General features: G+C 65.1%; 18 protein-coding genes. 15 read left to right on the top strand and 3 right to left on the bottom strand.

Annotation, left to right across the window (positions count from 1 at the left end; all coding sequences use genetic code 11):
- Positions 1 to 175: 175 nt before the first annotated feature.
- The 3 genes from secB to O0880_RS17530 form a co-directional block, all read right to left on the bottom strand.
- Complete coding sequence (gene secB / locus O0880_RS17540; protein WP_010394167.1) at positions 176 to 649, bottom strand: protein-export chaperone SecB; 474 nt, start codon at positions 647 to 649, stop codon at positions 176 to 178.
- A gap of 160 nt (positions 650 to 809) precedes the next feature.
- A complete protein-coding gene (grxC, locus tag O0880_RS17535) occupies positions 810 to 1,076 on the bottom strand; it encodes a glutaredoxin 3 (protein WP_034783579.1) in 267 nt (88 codons plus the stop codon).
- 31 nt (positions 1,077 to 1,107) lie between these two features.
- The gene (locus tag O0880_RS17530) at positions 1,108 to 1,524 is read right to left on the bottom strand and encodes a rhodanese-like domain-containing protein (protein ID WP_071325749.1); all 417 of its coding nucleotides are present in this window, start codon (positions 1,522 to 1,524) and stop codon (positions 1,108 to 1,110) included.
- Positions 1,525 to 1,630: 106 nt separating this feature from the next.
- Between O0880_RS17530 and gpmA the strand changes: the two genes are divergently transcribed.
- The 15 genes from gpmA (at position 1,631) to gspF (ending at position 16,721) form a co-directional block, all read left to right on the top strand.
- Positions 1,631 to 2,377, top strand: coding sequence for a 2,3-diphosphoglycerate-dependent phosphoglycerate mutase (gpmA, locus tag O0880_RS17525; RefSeq protein ID WP_071325748.1), 747 nt, complete (start codon positions 1,631 to 1,633; stop codon positions 2,375 to 2,377).
- A gap of 77 nt (positions 2,378 to 2,454) precedes the next feature.
- On the top strand, positions 2,455 to 3,918 hold the full coding sequence (locus O0880_RS17520; RefSeq protein WP_289887784.1) for a peptidoglycan DD-metalloendopeptidase family protein: 1,464 nt from the start codon (positions 2,455 to 2,457) through the stop codon (positions 3,916 to 3,918).
- Between the two features lie 48 nt (positions 3,919 to 3,966).
- Positions 3,967 to 5,460: a S41 family peptidase gene (locus tag O0880_RS17515; protein WP_071325746.1), complete on the top strand. Its 1,494-nt coding sequence runs from the start codon at positions 3,967 to 3,969 to the stop codon at positions 5,458 to 5,460.
- Between the two features lie 8 nt (positions 5,461 to 5,468).
- The gene (gene moeB / locus O0880_RS17510) at positions 5,469 to 6,230 is read left to right on the top strand and encodes a molybdopterin-synthase adenylyltransferase MoeB (RefSeq protein WP_289887783.1); all 762 of its coding nucleotides are present in this window, start codon (positions 5,469 to 5,471) and stop codon (positions 6,228 to 6,230) included.
- A 93-nt stretch (positions 6,231 to 6,323) separates the two neighbouring features.
- Positions 6,324 to 6,776 (top strand): type II secretion system major pseudopilin GspG, encoded by a 453-nt coding sequence (gspG, locus tag O0880_RS17505; protein ID WP_071325744.1) that lies wholly within the window; start codon positions 6,324 to 6,326, stop codon positions 6,774 to 6,776.
- A 21-nt stretch (positions 6,777 to 6,797) separates the two neighbouring features.
- Positions 6,798 to 7,283, top strand: a complete 486-nt coding sequence (gene gspH, locus O0880_RS17500; RefSeq protein ID WP_289887782.1) for a type II secretion system minor pseudopilin GspH — start codon at positions 6,798 to 6,800, stop codon at positions 7,281 to 7,283.
- Positions 7,280 to 7,663, top strand: a complete 384-nt coding sequence (gene gspI / locus O0880_RS17495) for a type II secretion system minor pseudopilin GspI (protein ID WP_071325743.1) — start codon at positions 7,280 to 7,282, stop codon at positions 7,661 to 7,663. Before gspH ends, gspI begins: the two co-directional genes overlap by 4 nt.
- Entirely contained in the window at positions 7,663 to 8,286 is a 624-nt protein-coding gene (locus O0880_RS17490; RefSeq protein WP_289887781.1) for a prepilin-type N-terminal cleavage/methylation domain-containing protein, read from the top strand. The genes gspI and O0880_RS17490 overlap by 1 nt, the downstream gene beginning before the upstream one ends.
- Complete coding sequence (gene gspK, locus O0880_RS17485; protein ID WP_289887779.1) at positions 8,283 to 9,266, top strand: type II secretion system minor pseudopilin GspK; 984 nt, start codon at positions 8,283 to 8,285, stop codon at positions 9,264 to 9,266. The genes O0880_RS17490 and gspK overlap by 4 nt, the downstream gene beginning before the upstream one ends.
- 19 nt (positions 9,267 to 9,285) lie before the next feature.
- Positions 9,286 to 10,515, top strand: a complete 1,230-nt coding sequence (gene gspL, locus O0880_RS17480; RefSeq protein ID WP_289887777.1) for a type II secretion system protein GspL — start codon at positions 9,286 to 9,288, stop codon at positions 10,513 to 10,515.
- Positions 10,512 to 11,045: a type II secretion system protein GspM gene (gene gspM, locus O0880_RS17475; RefSeq protein WP_071325739.1), complete on the top strand. Its 534-nt coding sequence runs from the start codon at positions 10,512 to 10,514 to the stop codon at positions 11,043 to 11,045. The genes gspL and gspM overlap by 4 nt, the downstream gene beginning before the upstream one ends.
- Positions 11,042 to 11,818, top strand: a complete 777-nt coding sequence (locus O0880_RS17470; protein ID WP_289887775.1) for a type II secretion system protein N — start codon at positions 11,042 to 11,044, stop codon at positions 11,816 to 11,818. Before gspM ends, O0880_RS17470 begins: the two co-directional genes overlap by 4 nt.
- Positions 11,815 to 14,058 carry a type II secretion system secretin GspD gene (gene gspD, locus O0880_RS17465; RefSeq protein ID WP_289887774.1) on the top strand — a complete coding sequence of 748 codons (2,244 nt, stop codon included), beginning with the start codon at positions 11,815 to 11,817 and terminating at the stop codon, positions 14,056 to 14,058. The genes O0880_RS17470 and gspD overlap by 4 nt, the downstream gene beginning before the upstream one ends.
- A 10-nt stretch (positions 14,059 to 14,068) precedes the next feature.
- Positions 14,069 to 15,490, top strand: a complete 1,422-nt coding sequence (gene gspE / locus O0880_RS17460; RefSeq protein ID WP_071325736.1) for a type II secretion system ATPase GspE — start codon at positions 14,069 to 14,071, stop codon at positions 15,488 to 15,490.
- A 10-nt stretch (positions 15,491 to 15,500) separates the two neighbouring features.
- On the top strand, positions 15,501 to 16,721 hold the full coding sequence (gspF, locus tag O0880_RS17455; protein ID WP_071325735.1) for a type II secretion system inner membrane protein GspF: 1,221 nt from the start codon (positions 15,501 to 15,503) through the stop codon (positions 16,719 to 16,721).
- Positions 16,722 to 16,735 lie beyond the last annotated feature (14 nt).

Here is a 16,735-nt window from a genome sequence, read left to right as displayed (position 1 = left end):
TTTGAACCTTAACGAAACACGGCGGCCAGGCCGCCGTTTCTTACCTGCAGTATAGAACACTCACAAAACCGTCGCGAGCGGCAGTGCATCGTGGCCGAGAAGCGCAGCTGTGTCAGAGCACAGCGCGCATCACAGGCCGCAAGGCGCGCCGCGCCGCAGGTTTGGTGAGATGTTCTTAGTGCGTTTCGCTGGCTGCTGGCGCTGCGGCAGCGGCGTCAGCAATAGCTTGCAGACGTTGTTGGTAGAACACTTCGAAGTTGATCTCGGCCAGGTGCACTGGCGGGAAGCCGGCACGGGTGATCACGTCGGCGATGTTGGCGCGCAGGTAAGGGTAGATGATGTTCGGGCAGCCGATTCCCAGCAGCGGATCGAGTTGATCGGCAGGAATGTTGCGTGCTTCGAAGATACCAGCTTGCTTGCCTTCAACCAGGAAAGCGACTTTATCGCCGACCTTGGCCGTCACGGTGATGGTCACGGTGGCTTCGAAGATACCGTCGGCCAGAGGCGCGGCGCCCACGTCCAGAGCAACTTCGATCGCTGGCGCTTCTTGTTCCAGGAAGATTGCTGGGGAATTAGGTTGTTCCAGCGACATGTCTTTCAGGTAGACGCGTTGGATTTGGAAGACTGGTTGCAGATTTTCGTCAGACATGGAACGCTTTCGTTGTAAAGGACAAGAACGGCACACCGTTCAAATATGGTGCTTGCGGTATTCAAACCGCGCCGGGTAGGCGCGGCCAGATCAGGTGCGAGGGCAATTGTATCAAAACAATACGACAAAAAACCAAGCAATTTCTCGAACCCGCTTTATATCAGGCTGCCGTGCCATTTAACAAGGGGTCCAGCTTGCCGGCTTGATCGAGCGCATACAAATCGTCGAAACCGCCCACATGGGTATCGCCCACATAGATTTGCGGCACCGTGCGGCGGCCCGTGCGTTCCATCATCTTGATGCGCTCTTCCGGGTCGAGGTCGACGCGGATCTTTTGCACGGTCACGCCCTTGGCTTCCAACAGGCGCTCGGCGCGCACGCAATACGGGCACACGGCGGTGCTATAGACAATTACTGGGACAGTCATGATGTTTCCTTATATGAGTGCAGGCGGATGTTTATTTCGCCAGCGACAAGGTTTTCAGTGGCAAACCCTGTTTTTTCCATTCGTCGATGCCGCCTTCCAGGCTCGTTGCTTCAGCGAAACCGGCTTTGCCCAGCAGGCCGACAGCCGTTGCCGAACGCGAACCTTTCTGGCAAACCACTACAATGGGGCGCGTTTTGAATTTTTCCAGCTCGCCCAGGCGTTTTGCCAGTTCCGGCAGCGGAATATTTTTCGCGTCAGGCAAGTGGCCCGTGGCGAATTCTTCCTTGCTGCGCACGTCGACGATGGTGGTCTTGCCACGGTTGATCAGTTGCGTGACTTCCAGCACGGTCGCGCGCTTGCCGCGCATCGACAGCAGTGGCCAGAGGAGGGCGCCGCCGGAAATAATGACGATAGCAAACAGAAAAATGTGGTCGATAATGAATTTCACGTAGGGTCCAATGGTTTAAGTCAATCCGCGCATTATAAAATAGAAGCTGGACGAGGTCTTTTTACGTTTTGCTTTTTTGATTTGAACCCCTTGAGAAGATAGAACTATGTACAAAATCGTTTTCATGCGTCACGGCGAGTCCACCTGGAACCTCGATAACCGCTTCACCGGCTGGACCGACGTCGATCTGACGGAAAAGGGCGTCAACGAAGCCAGGGCCGCCGGCCAGATCCTCAAGCAGGAAGGCTTTACGTTCGACGTCGCTTACACCTCGGTCCTGAAGCGCGCCATCCGCACCCTGTGGCTGGCCCTCGACGAGATGGACATGATGTATCTGCCGATCAAGAACGACTGGCGCCTGAACGAACGTCATTACGGCGCCCTGCAAGGCCTGGACAAGGGCGAGACGGCCGCCAAGTATGGCGACGAGCAAGTGCTGGTATGGCGCCGCAGCTACGACACGCCGCCGCCGCCGCTGGAAGCCGACGACGACCGCGCCTCGTTCAACGACCCGCGCTACGCCGGCTTGCCGAAGGCCGCGATTCCGCTGACGGAATGCCTGAAGGACACCGTGGCGCGCGTGATGCCGTCCTGGGACGAGGAAATCGCCCCGGCCATCCGCGCCGGCAAGAAGATCATCATCTCGGCCCACGGCAACAGCCTGCGCGCGCTGATCAAGATGCTCGACGGCATCAGCGACAGCGACATCGTCGGCCTGAACATCCCGAACGGCCAGCCGCTCGTGTATGAGCTCGACGCCGACCTGAAACCGATCCGTCATTACTACCTGGGCGACCCGGCAGCGATCGCGGCGGCGCAAGCTGCCGTCGCGAACCAAGGGAAGGCCAAGTAACTTTGTCGTCTTTCTTCCGCGGCACAGCGCTCGCCCCCTCTGCTGAACGACCCCTGCCGGCGTGGCGCGCCGGTGCCATGCTGTGCCTGGCGCTGCTGCTGTCGAGCGGCGCGGCGCAGGGCGCCAAACCCACCGAACGCAGCAAGCAGAAGGCGGCCGCGGAAGCACAACGTGCTGGCCTGCAACAAAAGCTGACAGAGCTCAAGCGCGACATCAGCCGCACGGAAAGCGCCAAGGACGACGCGGCCGATACCCTGGCCGAGTCGGAAGAGGCGATTTCCAACGCCAACCGCGCCTTGCGCGACCTGGCGCAGGAACAAAGCGAGACGGGCGTCAAACTGGGCGCGCTGGGACAGGAACACCAGCGGCTGACGGCGACGGTCGAGAAACAGAAGGCGCAGCTGTCAAAATTGCTGCGTGAACAATATGTCGCCGGCAACGAGGACCGCATCAAGCTGCTCTTGTCGGGCGACAACCCGAACCGCATCAACCGCGACCTGCAATTCATGGCGTATGTGTCGCAGGCGCAGGCGCGCCTGCTGGAAGCCTTGCGCGCCAACTTGCTGGCCGTGGAAAAGAACCAGGCGGACGTACAGAACGCCAAGGATGAGCTGGAAGAGATCGCGCAGGAAGAGCGCGACCAGAAAGCCCTGCTGGTGCAGGAAAAGGCGCGCCGCGCCGCCTTGCTGACGAGCTTGTCGCAGCGCCTGGTGGCGCAGCGCAAGGAGGTGGGCAATGTCGAGCGCGACGAACAGCGCATGGGCAACCTGGTCGACAAGCTGGCCAAGCTGATCGAAGAACAGGCCGCCGCCGCCGCGGCCGAGAAGAAACGCCAGCAATTGCTGGCCGAGCAGCGCGCCGCGGCGAAAGCGGCCGCCGACGCCAAGATTGCCGCGGAAAAACGCGAACGCCTGCTGGCCGCGCGCGCCAAGGCGGCCCAGGCGCAGGCTGAACGCGAACGCATTGCTAAAGAGCAACAAAATAAATCGGGCAAGATCAAGCCGCAGACGCCGCCACCGCCGCCCGTGAAACTCGACCCCATCGATGACGACGAGCCGCCGCAGGTGGCCAAGGTGGTGCCGAAACCCGAACCGAAGCCGGAACCGGAGCCCGAGCGTCCAAGCCTGGGCCCGGCCGCGCCGGCCGGCGCCTTTGCCAGCCTGAAAGGGCAGTTGCGCGCGCCCGTGGCGGGCAAGATCGCGGCCCGTTTCGGCAGCAAGCGCGGTGACGGCCCCAGCTGGAAGGGCGTCTTCATCCGCACGGGCGAGGGCAGCGAGATCCACGCCATCGCCGGCGGACGCGTGGTGTTTTCCGACTGGCTGCGCGGCTTCGGCAACCTGATCATCGTCGACCATGGCGGCCAGTACATGAGTATTTATGGCAATAACCAGTCTTTGCTGAAACGCGTGGGCGACGCCGTCAAGGGCGGCGAGACCATCGCCAGCGCGGGCAACAGCGGCGGCAACGAGGAATCAGGGCTATACTTTGAACTGCGTCATCAGGGCCGCGCCTTCGATCCAGCCACCTGGGTGAAGTTTTAAGTTCCCCACCATTGCTGCGGCATCGAATTTGTAGATTGCGAAGAACACATGGGCATCAAAGTCAAAAGTATCGGCCTGATCGGTCTGGGCGTACTGGCCGGCATCGGCCTGTCGCTGCAGTACCCGGCCGTGGCGCAAAAAATCACGAATGCCCCGCTGCCGCTCGACGAGCTGCGCCAGCTGTCCGACGTCTTCGGCCTGATCAAGACCGATTACGTCGAGAAGGTGGAAGACAAGAAACTGCTGACGGAAGCCATTTCCGGCATGGTGTCGTCGCTGGACCCGCATTCCGTCTACCTCGATAAAAATGCCTTCAAGGAAATGCGCGAAAGCGTGCAAGGCAAGTTTGTCGGCATCGGCATCGAAGTGAGCATGGAAGACGGCTATGTGAAAGTGGTCTCGCCCATCGAGGACAGCCCCGCCGCCAAGGCCGGCATCCAGGCGGGCGACCTGATCACCCGTCTCGACAATATTCCGCTGAAAGGCTTGCAGCTGGAAGAAGTCATCAAGAAGATGCGCGGCCAGCCCGGCAGCAAGCTGGTGCTGACCATGTCGCGCAAGGGCGAGAGCAAGCCGCTGGTGTTCCCCATCGTGCGCGAAGAAATCCGCGTGCAAAGCGTGAAGGCCAAGATGGTCGCGCCCGGCTATGCCTGGCTGCGCATCGCCCAGTTCCAGGAACCGACCGTCGATGACATGGTCAAAAAGATCAACGCGCTGTATGCGCAAGACCCCAAGCTCAAGGGCCTGGTGCTGGACTTGCGCAACGATCCCGGTGGCGTGGTGCCGGGCGCCATCGGCGTGGCGACAGCTTTTCTGCCAGGTAACTCCATCATCGTCTCGACCAAGGGCCAGCTGCCCGAGTCGAAACAGGTGTTCTATGGCCGCCGCGAATTCTATGCGCCGCCCGGCACCAGGGCCGATCCGCTGGCCAAGCTGCCGGCCGCGCTGAAAACCGTGCCGCTGGTGGTGCTGGTCAACGCCGGTTCCGCCTCGGCCTCGGAAATCGTCGCCGGCGCCCTGCAGGATTACCAGCGCGCCACCGTCATCGGCACGCAAACGTTCGGCAAGGGTTCCGTGCAAACCTTGCGCCAGATCACGGCCGATACGGCCGTCAAGCTGACGACGGCCCGCTATTACACGCCGAAAGGCCGCGCCATCCAGGCGCGCGGCATCGTGCCCGACCTGCTGGTCGATGAGACGGCCGACGGCGACGGCTGGAACAGCCTGCGCGTGCGCGAGGCGGACCTGGAAAAACACTTGAGCAGCGACGACGGCAAGCCGGAAGCGGCCAAGCCGACGATGGAAGGCATGCACGAGCAGCTCGAGGAAGAGCAGCGCCTGATCGCCACGGCGAAAAAGCGCAAGCCCCTCGAATACGGCGCCAAGGACGATTTCCAATTGCAGCAAGCCTTGAACCACTTCCAGGGCTTGCCGGTACAGCTGGCCAAGGTCGATGCCAAGGTGGAGAAGATCGGCGCCAAGCCCGAGATCGCCTCCGACATCAAGGCCGACGATAAAAAGATTCCTGTGCAGAAACCGTAGTCGCCGCCATGCATGACGCCCAATTGCTGCGCTATTCGCGCCATATCCTGCTCAACGAGATCGGCATCGAAGGCCAGCAAGCGTTGCTCGACGCCCATGCGCTGGTGATCGGCGCGGGCGGGCTTGGTTCGCCGGCCGCCATGTACCTGGCCGCCAGCGGCATCGGCAAGCTGACCCTGGTCGACGACGATACGGTCGACCTGACCAATCTGCAGCGCCAGATCGCCCACACGACGGCCCGCGTGGGCCAGCCGAAAGTGCAGTCGGCACGCGAAACCTTGCTCGGTATCAATCCCGAGATCGAAATTGTTGCATTAAAGGAAAGGCTCGACGGAGCGCGCCTGGCCGAACTGGTCTTGTCGGCCACGGTCGTGCTCGACTGCACGGACAACTTCGCCACGCGCCATGCCGTCAACCGCGCGTGCGTGGCGGCCAGGGTGCCGCTGGTGTCGGGCGCCGTGATCCGCTTCGACGGCCAGGTGAGCGTGTTCGATCCGCGCACGGGTACGCAGCCGTGCTATTCCTGCCTGTTTCCGCAGGAGCAGCAGTTCACGGACGAGGCATGTTCGACCATGGGCGTGTTCGCGCCGCTGGTCGGCGTGGTCGGCGCCATGCAGGCGGCCGAGGCCCTGAAACTGGTGATGGGCGTGGGCGAATCGCTGGCCGGCCGGCTGCTGCTGCTCGACGGCTTGCACATGGAATGGAGCAGCATGCGCGTGGCGCGCGACCCCGCCTGCGCCGTCTGCGGCGAAGTGGTCTTGTCGGCCTGACAGCCCCCGCAGAATTTTTTCCCCATATGACAGGCTTTGTCATATTTCCGCTTTATACTCTGCTCTCATTACTCACCTTCTTCTCTCTTTCTTATGCAAAACGCAGCAAACCATCCGATACGCCAGCGCCGCGCGCGCGGCTTCACCTTGATCGAAATCATGGTCGTGGTGGTGATCATGGGCATCCTCGCCTCGCTCGTGGTGCCCAAGCTGATCGCCCGCACGGGCGAGTCGAAAGTGGCGGCGGCGAAAGTCGACATCGCCACCGTGATGCAAGCCTTGAAACTGTACCGCCTGGACAACCAGCGCTACCCGACCACCGAGCAGGGCTTGCATGCGCTGATCGAAAAGCCCACGACCGGCCCGGCCGCGAACGGCTGGAAGGCGGGCGGCTACCTGGAAAAGATGCCGAAAGATCCGTGGGGCAATCCCTACCAGTACCTGTCGCCAGGCCTGAAGGGCGAAGTCGACATCATCTCGCTGGGCGCCGACGGCCAGCCTGGCGGTAGCGGCGACGACGCCGATCTCGGCTCGTGGGACCTGTAAGTTTCTCCCTTCATGACCATCATGAGCCGGCGACGCAGGGCAGGCCAGCAGCGCAGCCGTGGCTTCACGCTGATCGAATTGCTGGTGGTGATGGTCATCATCGGCGTCACCCTGGGCCTCGTGTCGCTGAACGCCATGCCGAATGGCCAGCAAGCCCTGCAAAAGGAAGCCGAGCGCATCGCCCTGCTGCTGCAGCTGGCGCGCGATGAAGCCATCGTGCGCAGCCGGCAAGTGGCGTTCGAGGCGGATGAAAATCAATACCGTTTCCTGGTGCTCAATGAAAAGCTGTGGCAGCCCGTGACGCAGGACGACCTGCTGCGCGAACGGACGTTTGCGAATACGCCCATGCTGCTCAGCGTGCAGCCATCGAACAGCGTGGCGCAGCCGCTGCGCATCATCTTCGGCCGCGAACCGGTCGACAAGCCGTTTGTCCTGACCCTGGCCAGCGGCGAACGCAGCGTGGCCATCCGCGCCGACGGCATCGGCCATTTCACGGTCGAGCAATGATGGGCTACTCCCGCCAACGCCGCCAGCGCGGCTTTACTTTGCTCGAGGTATTGGTGGCCCTCGTCATCGTCGGCACGGCCCTGGGCGCGTCCCTGCGCGCCGTGGGCAGCCTGACGCAGAACAGCGACGGCTTGCGCAGCGCCATGATGGCCACCTGGTCGGCGGAAAACCACCTGGTGCGCCTGCGCCTGGCGAAAACCTTCCCGCAGACGGGCAAGCGCACGGTCGAATGCCCGCAAGGCGATCTGCAACTGATTTGCGAGGAAGAAGTGGTGGCCACGCCGAACCCGCGCATCCGGCAAGTGCGCGTCAACGTCTATGACGCCCAGTATCCGGCCCGGCGCATCGTGCGCCTTGTCCTGCTTTCGTTTAACGACTGATGGCGCGCCGCAACCTTTCCGCCGCGGGTTTCACCCTGATCGAGCTGCTCGTGGCCATCGGCATCCTGGCCATGGTGGCCGTGCTGGGCTGGCGCGGCCTGGACAGCATCATGCGCTCGCGCGAAGTGCTCACCAGCCAGCTGGAGCAGGCGCGCGGCATGCAGCTGGCATTCGCCCAGATGCAGAGCGATTGCGACCACCTGGCCGGCGCCGGCCAGGGCAACAACCTGCTCAATGGCCGCACCAACCTGACGGCCGAGAATGACCGCCTGACCCTGGTGCGCCTGGCCGCCTCGGAGCAGGAACCGCAACAATTGCAAGTGGTCACTTACCTGCTGCGCGGCGGCGTGCTGATCCGGCGCGAGTCGAACGGCACGCGCGACCTGGCCGTGCTCGACACCCTGTGGCAGGCGGCGCGCGACGATACGGACACGGGCAGCGCCGACGTGACCCTGATGCGCGGCGTCGACAGCATGGTCATGCGCGGCTGGAACAATGGCGCCTGGAACGTACTGACGGCGGGCGCCACCATTTCCACGCAGGTGCCGGGCCTGGAAGTGACCTTGCAGATGCCGGGCCAGGCGGCGGGCCTGTCCAAAGTCTTTTTATTGGGGCCGGGATGAGGCCATACACCCGCCCCTCGCGCCAGCGCGGCGTGGCCGTCATCACGGCCTTGCTGCTGACGGCGCTGGCCATCACGGTGGTTGCCAGCCTGTTCTGGCAACAGCAGGTGCAGGTGCGCTCGATGGAAAACCAGCGTTTGCGCCTGCAGACGCAGTGGGCCATGCGCGGCATGGTCGACTTCGCCCGTTTCTGGTTGCGCCAGGACAATCCCATGCTGACGGCCGCCGACGGCGTGTGGGCCACGCCCATCGAGGAAGCGCGGCTCGACGACTACGTCGACCGCGAAAAGGTCGACACGGAAAAATTTGACGCCACCGTGTCGGGCCGCGCGCTCGACGCGCAGGCGCGCTTCAACATCACCAACCTGGCCGCGGCCACGGGCGGCGTCGATCCGAACCAGGTACAGGCTTACCAGCGCTTGCTGTCCAATTTGCAACTCGACAGCGGCCTGGCGCAGGCCACGGCCGACGCCGTGCTGCGCGCCAAGCCGGTGCCGCGCGTCGCCAGCGACAGCGGCAAGGATGGCAAGGATGGCAAGGCGGCCGGCAAGACGGCGGGCGGCGGCAGCGAGCCGGTGGCCTTCACGCAGGTCGAGGATTTGCTGGCCGTGCCCGGCTATACGCCGCAAATCATCGAAAAACTGCGCGATTTCGTCATCGTCCTGCCGGAACTGACGGCCGTGAACGTGAACACGGCGTCGGCCGAAGTGCTGTCGGCCATCACGGACATGTCCTTGTCCGAGGCCAGCGCCCTGACTTTGAGCAATCCGCGTAAAAAGTTTGTCGATAGAGCAAATTTCCAGAATAATATCAATGGCAAGAAACCGATCGACGGCGTGGATATCGATGTGAAGAGCCGCTACTTCCTCACCGTGATCCGGGTGCGGCTGGACCGCGCCGCCCTCGATGCCGTGGCCCTCGTCAATCGAAAAACGGATCCGCAGCGCACCACCAGCCTGGTCTGGTTGCGGGAAAATTAACCCCTGAAAGCGAGTCACCTTGACAACTTTGTATATCCGGCACCCGGCCAAGGCGTCCACCGACAGCGCGCCGGCCTGCTCCTTCGTGCTGGCCGGCGACGGCGGCGCCTTGCTGCAGCAGGGCAGTGCGCCGCTGGGCGGCCTGGGCCAGCTGATCGCCGGCGCGCAGCGCGTGGTGCTGCTGCTGGCGGCGGCCGACGTGACCCTGCTGCGCCTGAAGACTCCGCCCCTGGCCGGCGCCCGCCTGCGCGCGGCCTTGCCGGGCCTGGTGGAAGAGCACATCCTCGGCGACGCCCAGGATTGCCTGCTGGCCGCCGGCGCGCCCGATGCGGCCGGCATGCGCACGGTGGCCGTGGCGCAGCGCGCCTGGGTCGAGGTGCTGGTAAAAGCCTTGCTGGCGCAGGGCGCGCGCAAGGTGGCGCTGTTGCCGTCGCAGCTGTGCCTGCCCTTGCAGCCGGGCAGCGTGACGGCCGCCCTGCAGGCGAGCGGCGATGGCCTGGAACTGGCCTTGCGCCAGGCGCCGCAGGAGGGACTGGGCCTGGTGCTGCCGCCCCAGCCGCAGCAGGCGCTGCTGACGACGCGCGCGTTCGCCGGCGACGTGCCGCTGACCGTATACGTGGCGCAGGCGGAGCTTGCGCAATATCAACAACTGGCCGCCGGCATGGATGGCGTGACGGTCGAGCTTGACCACTGGGCGCACTGGATCGCCGGCGCCCGCACCGCAGCGCTGGACCTGGCGGGTGCGCTGGGCACGGCGACGGGTGCGGCCGCGGACTGGCGTCGCTGGCGCTGGCCGCTGCGCCTGGCGCTGCTGACGGTGGTCGTCAACCTGGTGGGCATGAATATCGAATGGATGCGCCTGAAGCGCGAGGTGGCCACCGTGCGCACCTCGATGCAGCAAACCTTCAAGGCGGCCTACCCGAACGAGGCCCCCGTGTATGGCCTGGAAGCGGAGCAGATGCGGCGCAATATCGCCGCCGCCCGCCTGCAGGGCGGGCAAGCCAGCATGGATGACTTCACCAGCATGAGCGCGGCCCTGGGCGAGGCGCTGGGCGGCCTGGCCGGACGCGGCGTGGTGGCTTCGCTCGAATACCGCGAGCGCAGCCTGATCGTGCGCCTGAAGCCGGACATGGTCGACGCCAGCGCCCAGGCGCAGGTGCGCGACGGCCTGGCCGCGCGCAAGCTGGCCCTGAATGAAACGGAGCCGGGCGTGTGGAAGATCACGCCGGCCACGGGAGCAAAAGCATGAGTGCAGCATTGAACAGGGGCCGCGCCGTGCTGGCCGGCCGCCAGCAAGCCGTGCAGGCCTTCTGGGCCGAACGCACGCAGCAGGAGCGCAAGCTGCTGGCCATCGGCGGCGTGGTGGCGGGCCTGGCCCTCGTCTACGCCGTGTTTTTCGAGCCGGCCTGGACGGGACGCATCGAATTGCAAAAGAGCTTGCCCGAGCTGCGCCAGAGTGCGGCCCAGCTGCAGGCGCTGGCGCGCGAAGCCGGTGAGTTGTCGCGCCAGACGCCGGTGCAGGTGGCGCCCATGAGCCGCGCCGGCCTCGAGGCATCGCTGAAGGCGCGCGGCCTGACGCCGCAATCGCTGTCGCTGACGGGCGAATATGCGCGCGTGCAGCTGACGGGCGTGCCGTTTGCCAGCGTCATGCTGTGGCTCGATGGCTTGCGCCGCGAAGGCCGCATCGCCGTGCAGGAAGCGAAGATCACGGCGCAGACCAAGGCCGGCCTGGTGGACGCCAGCCTGAGCCTGCACCAGAGTCCGGGCGCGGCACGATGATGCGCGTGCTCGGATGGCTGCTGGCCATCATCGCCAGCGTCTGCATCACCCTGCTGGTGTTTTTCCCGGCCGGCTGGGTAGCCGGCATCGTGGAAAGGCAGACGGGCGGACGTTTGACCTTGGGCGACGCGCAAGGTACCCTGTGGCGCGGCTCGGCCTTTATTGGCGGGGCGGCCAGCGCGAATGGGGCCGTGACGCCGCTGCTGCCGGGACGCTTCAACTGGCGCATTTCGCCGTCCGTGCTGTGGGGCGCGGTCGACGTGGAGCTGCAGAATGCAGAGGCGCTGTCGCAGGCCGTCAACCTGCGCGGGTCGTGGTCGCACTGGCAAGTCAGCCCGGCGGCGTTGCTGCTGCCGGCCGATGGCCTGGGCGGCCTCGGCGCGCCGCTGAACACGGTGGCGCCGACGGGCAGCATGCGCCTGTCGTGGAGCACCTTGCAGCTGGCGCTGGAGCAGCGGCAGTTTTCCGCCGTCGGCCGCACCACCCTGCAAATGACGGACATGGCGTCGCGCCTGTCGTCCCTGCGTCCGCTGGGCAGTTATGAACTCGATTTCGATTGGCAGGGGCAGCAGGCGGCATTGACCTTGCGCTCCATCAAGGGACCGCTGCTGCTCGATGGCAGCGGCAGCCTGAATCAGGGGCGCATGCAGTTTTCCGGCCAGGCCCAGGCCGCAGCAGGATATGAAGAGACCTTGGCGAGTTTGTTGAATTTGCTGGGACAGCGCCGTAGCAATAGCGAAAAAAACATCATCGCCTTAGAGTTTAGACAATGAAAAAACCATCCGTGAGCCCAAATACCTCCACCTTCTCGCTGCGCCGCCTCTCCGCCGCCGCCTTGCTGTGCTGTTCCGTGGTCGGCATGCCGGCGCCCGTCTGGGCCGCGCCCGGCGACGAAGCGGCGCTCAATTTCGTCGGCGCCGACATCGAGTCGGTGATCAAGGCGGTCGGCCATTACACCAACATCAATTTCGTCATCGACCCGCGCGTCAAGGGCACGATCACGCTGGTGTCGGAAAAGTCGATCAGCAAGACGCAGGCGTTCGGGCTGCTGGCCTCGGCGCTGCGCCTGCAGGGCTACGCGGTGGTCTCGGGCGACGGCTACGCCAAGGTGGTGCCGGAAGCGGACGCCAAGCTGCAATCCGTGCCGACCCAGGTGGGCAACGGCAGCAGCCAGGTGAAGGGCGACCAGATCGCCACCCAGGTGTTTTACCTGAACTACGAATCGTCGGCCAACCTGCTGGCCGTGCTGCGTCCGCTGATTTCGCCGAACAACACGATCAATGCCAACCCGGGCAACAACTCGCTGGTGATCACCGATTACGCGGATAACCTCAAGCGCCTGGCGAAGATCATCGCCGCGCTCGACGTGCCCGCCTCGACGGACCTGGACGTGATCCCCGTGCGCTATGCGATCGCTTCCGACCTGGCCTCGATGGTAAACAAGCTGATGGAAGGCGGCAGCGGCGGCGCCGGCGCGACGGCCGATAGCGGCAAGGTTTCCGTGCTGGCCGACCCGCGCACCAATTCGCTGGTGCTGCGCGCGCCATCGGCGGCGCGCGCCAATCTGGCCAAGTCGCTGATCTCGAAGCTGGACCAGCCTACTACGCAGCTGGGCAATGTGCACGTGGTGTACCTGAAGAACGCCGATGCCACCAAGCTGGCGCAAACCCTGCGTTCGGTGGTGACGTCGGACGGCACGGCCGCCACGGCGCAGCAGCCGACCAGCAACAGCCTGAACACGAACAACCAGAATAACCAGGGCGGCGGCATGAACAGCACGGGCCTGGGCGGCGGCTCGCAGAGCGGCACCTCGGGCGGCGCGTCGCTGAGCAATGGACCGCAGCAGCTGTCCTCGGGCGGCGCGGCCGGCTTCATCCAGGCCGATGCCTCGACGAATACCCTGATTTTGACTTGCAACGAAGCCGTGTACCGCAACCTGCGCGCCGTGATCGACCAGCTCGACGTGCGCCGCGCCCAGGTCTACATCGAGGCGCTGATCGTCGAAGTGACGTCGGCCAAGGCATCCGAGTTCGGCGTGCAGTGGCTGGGGCTTTCCGGCGACAGCAACAGCAGCTACCGCGTGGGCGCGCTGCAGTCGTTCGCCGGCGGCACCGACAACAATATCGCCAAGCTGGCGCTGGGCGGCGGCAAGGTGCTGCCGACGGGCGGCCTGACCCTGGGCATCTTCAAGCAGATCAACGGCGCGCTGGGCCTGGGCGCCGTGGCGCATGCGCTGGAATCGGACGGCAACGCCAACATCCTGTCGACACCGAACCTGATCACCCTGGACAACGAGCTGGCCACCATCAAGGTGGGGCAGAACGTGCCTATCCTGACGGGCCAGTACACGAGCACGGCCGGCACCAACACGAATCCGTTCCAGACCATCGACCGCAAGGAAGTGGGCCTGACGCTGAAGGTGCGTCCGCAGATTTCCGAAGGTGGCACCATCAAGCTGGGCATCTATCACGAGACGTCGAGCGTGGACAAATCCACGGCGTCGGCCGTCAGCGGCATCACCATCAACAACCGCGTGATCGAAAACAATGTGCTGGCCGACGATGGCCAGATCATCGTGCTCGGCGGCCTGATCGAGGACAGCACGGGCGACAACGCGGAGAAGGTGCGCGGCCTGGGCGACATTCCCCTGCTGGGCAACCTGTTCAAGTACCAGACGCGCGAGCGCAAGAAAACCAACCTGATGATCTTCCTGCGCCCCGTCATCGTGCGCAACAAGGAGCAGAGCGGCAGCCTGGCGGCCGACCGCTACGACTACATGCGCTCGGCCGAGACGGCCGCCGTGCCGGCTTCGGGCAACCTGATGCTGAAAGACCTGGGCACGCCCGTGCTGCCGGCGCTGCAGGATGGCCAGCCGGTGGGCGGCAACATGGTGACGCGTCCCGTGCCGCCGGCGCCGACGCCGCCGCCAGGCGCGCCGGCCAACGCGGCCACGCCGCCGCAGCCGCTGCTGCAGCAATACCAGCAGCAGCAACTGCCGCAGCAGCAGAAATGACGGGACAGCCATGAGTAACCTGCTTCCCTACGCCTACGCGCGCGATTTCGGCTTGCTGGCCCGGCCCGGCGCCGTCGATGGCGCGCCGGTCGACGTGCTGGTGGCCGCATCGACGGCGCCGGCGGCGATCGCCGAAGTGTCGCGCCGCTTCGGCCAGATCCAGCTGACGGTGCTGCCGCGCGCCGACCTCGATGCGGCCATCGCCGGCGCCTACGCGGGCGGCGGCGGCGACGCTTCGCAGATGGCCGATGAATTCGACGCCGACCTCGATCTGACCAAGCTGCTGCAGGACGTGCCGGCCATCGAGGACTTGCTCGAGTCGTCCGACGACGCGCCCGTGATCCGCATGATCAACGCCTTGCTGACGCAGGCGCTGCGCGAAGGCGCGTCCGATATCCACATCGAGCCGTTCGAGCAGACGTCCGTCGTGCGCTTCCGCATCGACGGCAGCCTGCGCGACGTGGTGCGTCCCCGCAAGGCCATCCACGGATCGCTCATTTCGCGCATCAAGATCATGGCGCAGCTCGACATCGCCGAGAAACGCCTGCCGCAGGACGGCCGCATCACCCTGCGCGTGGGCGGCAAGCCCGTCGACGTGCGCGTCTCGACCCTGCCCACCGGGCATGGCGAACGGGCCGTGCTGCGCTTGCTGGACAAGGAAGCGGGCCGCCTCGACCTGCAGCACCTGGGCATGAGCGCGCCCATGCTGGCGCAGTTCGATGGCCTGATCACGCAGCCGCACGGCATCGTGCTCGTCACGGGTCCCACCGGTTCGGGCAAGACCACGACCCTGTATGCGGCGCTGTCGATGCTCAACGCCACCACCACGAACATCCTCACGGTGGAAGACCCGATCGAGTACGACCTGGCGGGCGTGGGCCAGACGCAGGTCAATCCGCGCATCGACATGACATTTGCCAAGGCGCTGCGGGCGATTCTGCGGCAAGATCCCGATGTGATCATGATCGGCGAGATCCGCGACCTGGAAACGGCGCAGATCGCCGTGCAGGCGTCGCTGACGGGCCACCTGGTGCTGGCGACCCTGCACACCAACGATGCGTCGGCGGCCGTCACACGCCTGCTCGACATGGGCATCGAGCCGTTCCTGCTGTCCTCCTCCCTGCTGGGCGTGCTGGCGCAGCGGCTGGTGCGCAAGCTGTGCGGTTCCTGCAAGACCTTCGATGGCGAATACTGGCAGGCCGTCGGCTGCGAGCATTGCGGCCAGACCGGTTACCAGGGCCGCGTCGGCGTATATGAACTGCTGCGCACGACGGAGCAGATCCGCGCGCAGATCCACAACCGCGCCTCGGAGGCGGAGGTGCGCACGGTCGCCCTGCAGGACGGCATGCTGAGCATGCGCGACGACGGCGAACGCTGGCTGCGCGACGGCACCACCACGCAGGCGGAATTGCTGCGCGTGACCAAAGACTAGGCCCGCCACCATGCCCGCATTCCGTTATGAAGCCGTCGACGCCCAGGGCGCCACCCGCAAGGGCGTGCTCAACGCCGACAGCCCCCGTTCCGCGCGCGCCGAACTGCGCGTGCAAGGCCTGGTGCCGCTGGCCGTCGAGCAGATCGCCGCGCAGGTGGACGCCGCCGGCGTGACCAGGCGGCGCGGCTTCGGCGAGCGCCTGTCGAGCACCGAACTGGCCCTGTTTACGCGCCAGCTGGCCAGCCTGCTGGAAGCGGGCCTGCCGCTGGAGCAGGCGTTTTCCGCGCTGCTGGAACAGGCCGAGCGGCCCTATCTGCGCGACCTGATCGCTTCGATCCGCTCGGAAGTGATCGGCGGCGCCGCGTTTTCCGACGTGCTGGCGCGCCATCCGCGCGACTTCGCCGAGATCTACCGCGCACTGGTGGCGTCGGGCGAGCAGATCGGCCATCTGTCGCGCGTGCTGTCGCGCCTGGCCGACTATATCGAACGGCGCAACGCGCTGGTGCAGAAGGTCAAGCTGGCGTTTACCTATCCGGCCATCGTCACGGTGGTGGCGTTTTCCATCGTCATCTTCCTGCTCACCTACGTGGTGCCGCAGATCGTTTCCGTGTTCGCCAACACCAAGCAGAAGCTGCCCATGCTGACCGTGATCATGCTGGCGCTGTCGGACTTCGTGCGCCATTACGGCATCGTCGTGGCGATTGCCCTCGTCGGCGCCTGGGTGGCCTGGCGCCGTGCGCTGCAGCAGCCGGCCCTGAAACGGCGCTGGCATACGTGGCTGCTGACGGCGCCCCTGTACGGCAAGTTCGAGCGCAGCCTGAACACGGCCCGTTTCGCCAGCACGCTGGCCATCACCACCGGTTCCGGCGTGCCGATTTTGCGCGCGCTCGACACCAGCCGTGACACCTTGACCAACGTGGCGATGCAGGAACTGGTGCAGGAAGCCAGCGGCGCCGTGCGCGAGGGCGTGAGTCTGGCACGCGCGCTGTCGGCGCAAAAGCATTTCCCGCCGATGCTGATCCACATGATACGCGCCGGCGAAATCACGGGCGAGCTGCCGGCCATGCTCGAACGCGCCGCCAGCGCGCAGGAGCAGGACCTGGAACGCCGCACGCTGACCATTGCCGGCCTGCTGGAGCCGGCCCTGATCCTGGCGATGGGCGTGGTGGTGCTGCTGATCGTGCTGGCAGTGCTGATGCCGATTATCGAAATTAATCAGCTGGTGCGTTAAGAGAAATATCAAGG

It is taken from the genome of Janthinobacterium sp. SUN118 (assembly GCF_030397695.1).
Taxonomy (GTDB): Bacteria; Pseudomonadota; Gammaproteobacteria; order Burkholderiales; family Burkholderiaceae_D; genus Janthinobacterium.
This window is presented reverse-complemented; position numbering and strand designations above follow the sequence as displayed.

Coding starts and splice junctions, on each gene's coding strand:
- secB (WP_010394167.1), bottom strand. CDS start 649: ATGTCTGACGAAAATCTGCAACCAGTCTTCCAAATCCAACGCGTCTAC.
- grxC (WP_034783579.1), bottom strand. CDS start 1,076: ATGACTGTCCCAGTAATTGTCTATAGCACCGCCGTGTGCCCGTATTGC.
- gpmA (WP_071325748.1), top strand. CDS start 1,631: ATGTACAAAATCGTTTTCATGCGTCACGGCGAGTCCACCTGGAACCTC.
- O0880_RS17520 (WP_289887784.1), top strand. CDS start 2,455: ATGCTGTGCCTGGCGCTGCTGCTGTCGAGCGGCGCGGCGCAGGGCGCC.
- O0880_RS17515 (WP_071325746.1), top strand. CDS start 3,967: ATGGGCATCAAAGTCAAAAGTATCGGCCTGATCGGTCTGGGCGTACTG.
- moeB (WP_289887783.1), top strand. CDS start 5,469: ATGCATGACGCCCAATTGCTGCGCTATTCGCGCCATATCCTGCTCAAC.
- gspG (WP_071325744.1), top strand. CDS start 6,324: ATGCAAAACGCAGCAAACCATCCGATACGCCAGCGCCGCGCGCGCGGC.
- gspH (WP_289887782.1), top strand. CDS start 6,798: ATGAGCCGGCGACGCAGGGCAGGCCAGCAGCGCAGCCGTGGCTTCACG.
- gspI (WP_071325743.1), top strand. CDS start 7,280: ATGATGGGCTACTCCCGCCAACGCCGCCAGCGCGGCTTTACTTTGCTC.
- O0880_RS17490 (WP_289887781.1), top strand. CDS start 7,663: ATGGCGCGCCGCAACCTTTCCGCCGCGGGTTTCACCCTGATCGAGCTG.
- gspK (WP_289887779.1), top strand. CDS start 8,283: ATGAGGCCATACACCCGCCCCTCGCGCCAGCGCGGCGTGGCCGTCATC.
- gspM (WP_071325739.1), top strand. CDS start 10,512: ATGAGTGCAGCATTGAACAGGGGCCGCGCCGTGCTGGCCGGCCGCCAG.
- O0880_RS17470 (WP_289887775.1), top strand. CDS start 11,042: ATGATGCGCGTGCTCGGATGGCTGCTGGCCATCATCGCCAGCGTCTGC.
- gspD (WP_289887774.1), top strand. CDS start 11,815: ATGAAAAAACCATCCGTGAGCCCAAATACCTCCACCTTCTCGCTGCGC.
- gspE (WP_071325736.1), top strand. CDS start 14,069: ATGAGTAACCTGCTTCCCTACGCCTACGCGCGCGATTTCGGCTTGCTG.
- gspF (WP_071325735.1), top strand. CDS start 15,501: ATGCCCGCATTCCGTTATGAAGCCGTCGACGCCCAGGGCGCCACCCGC.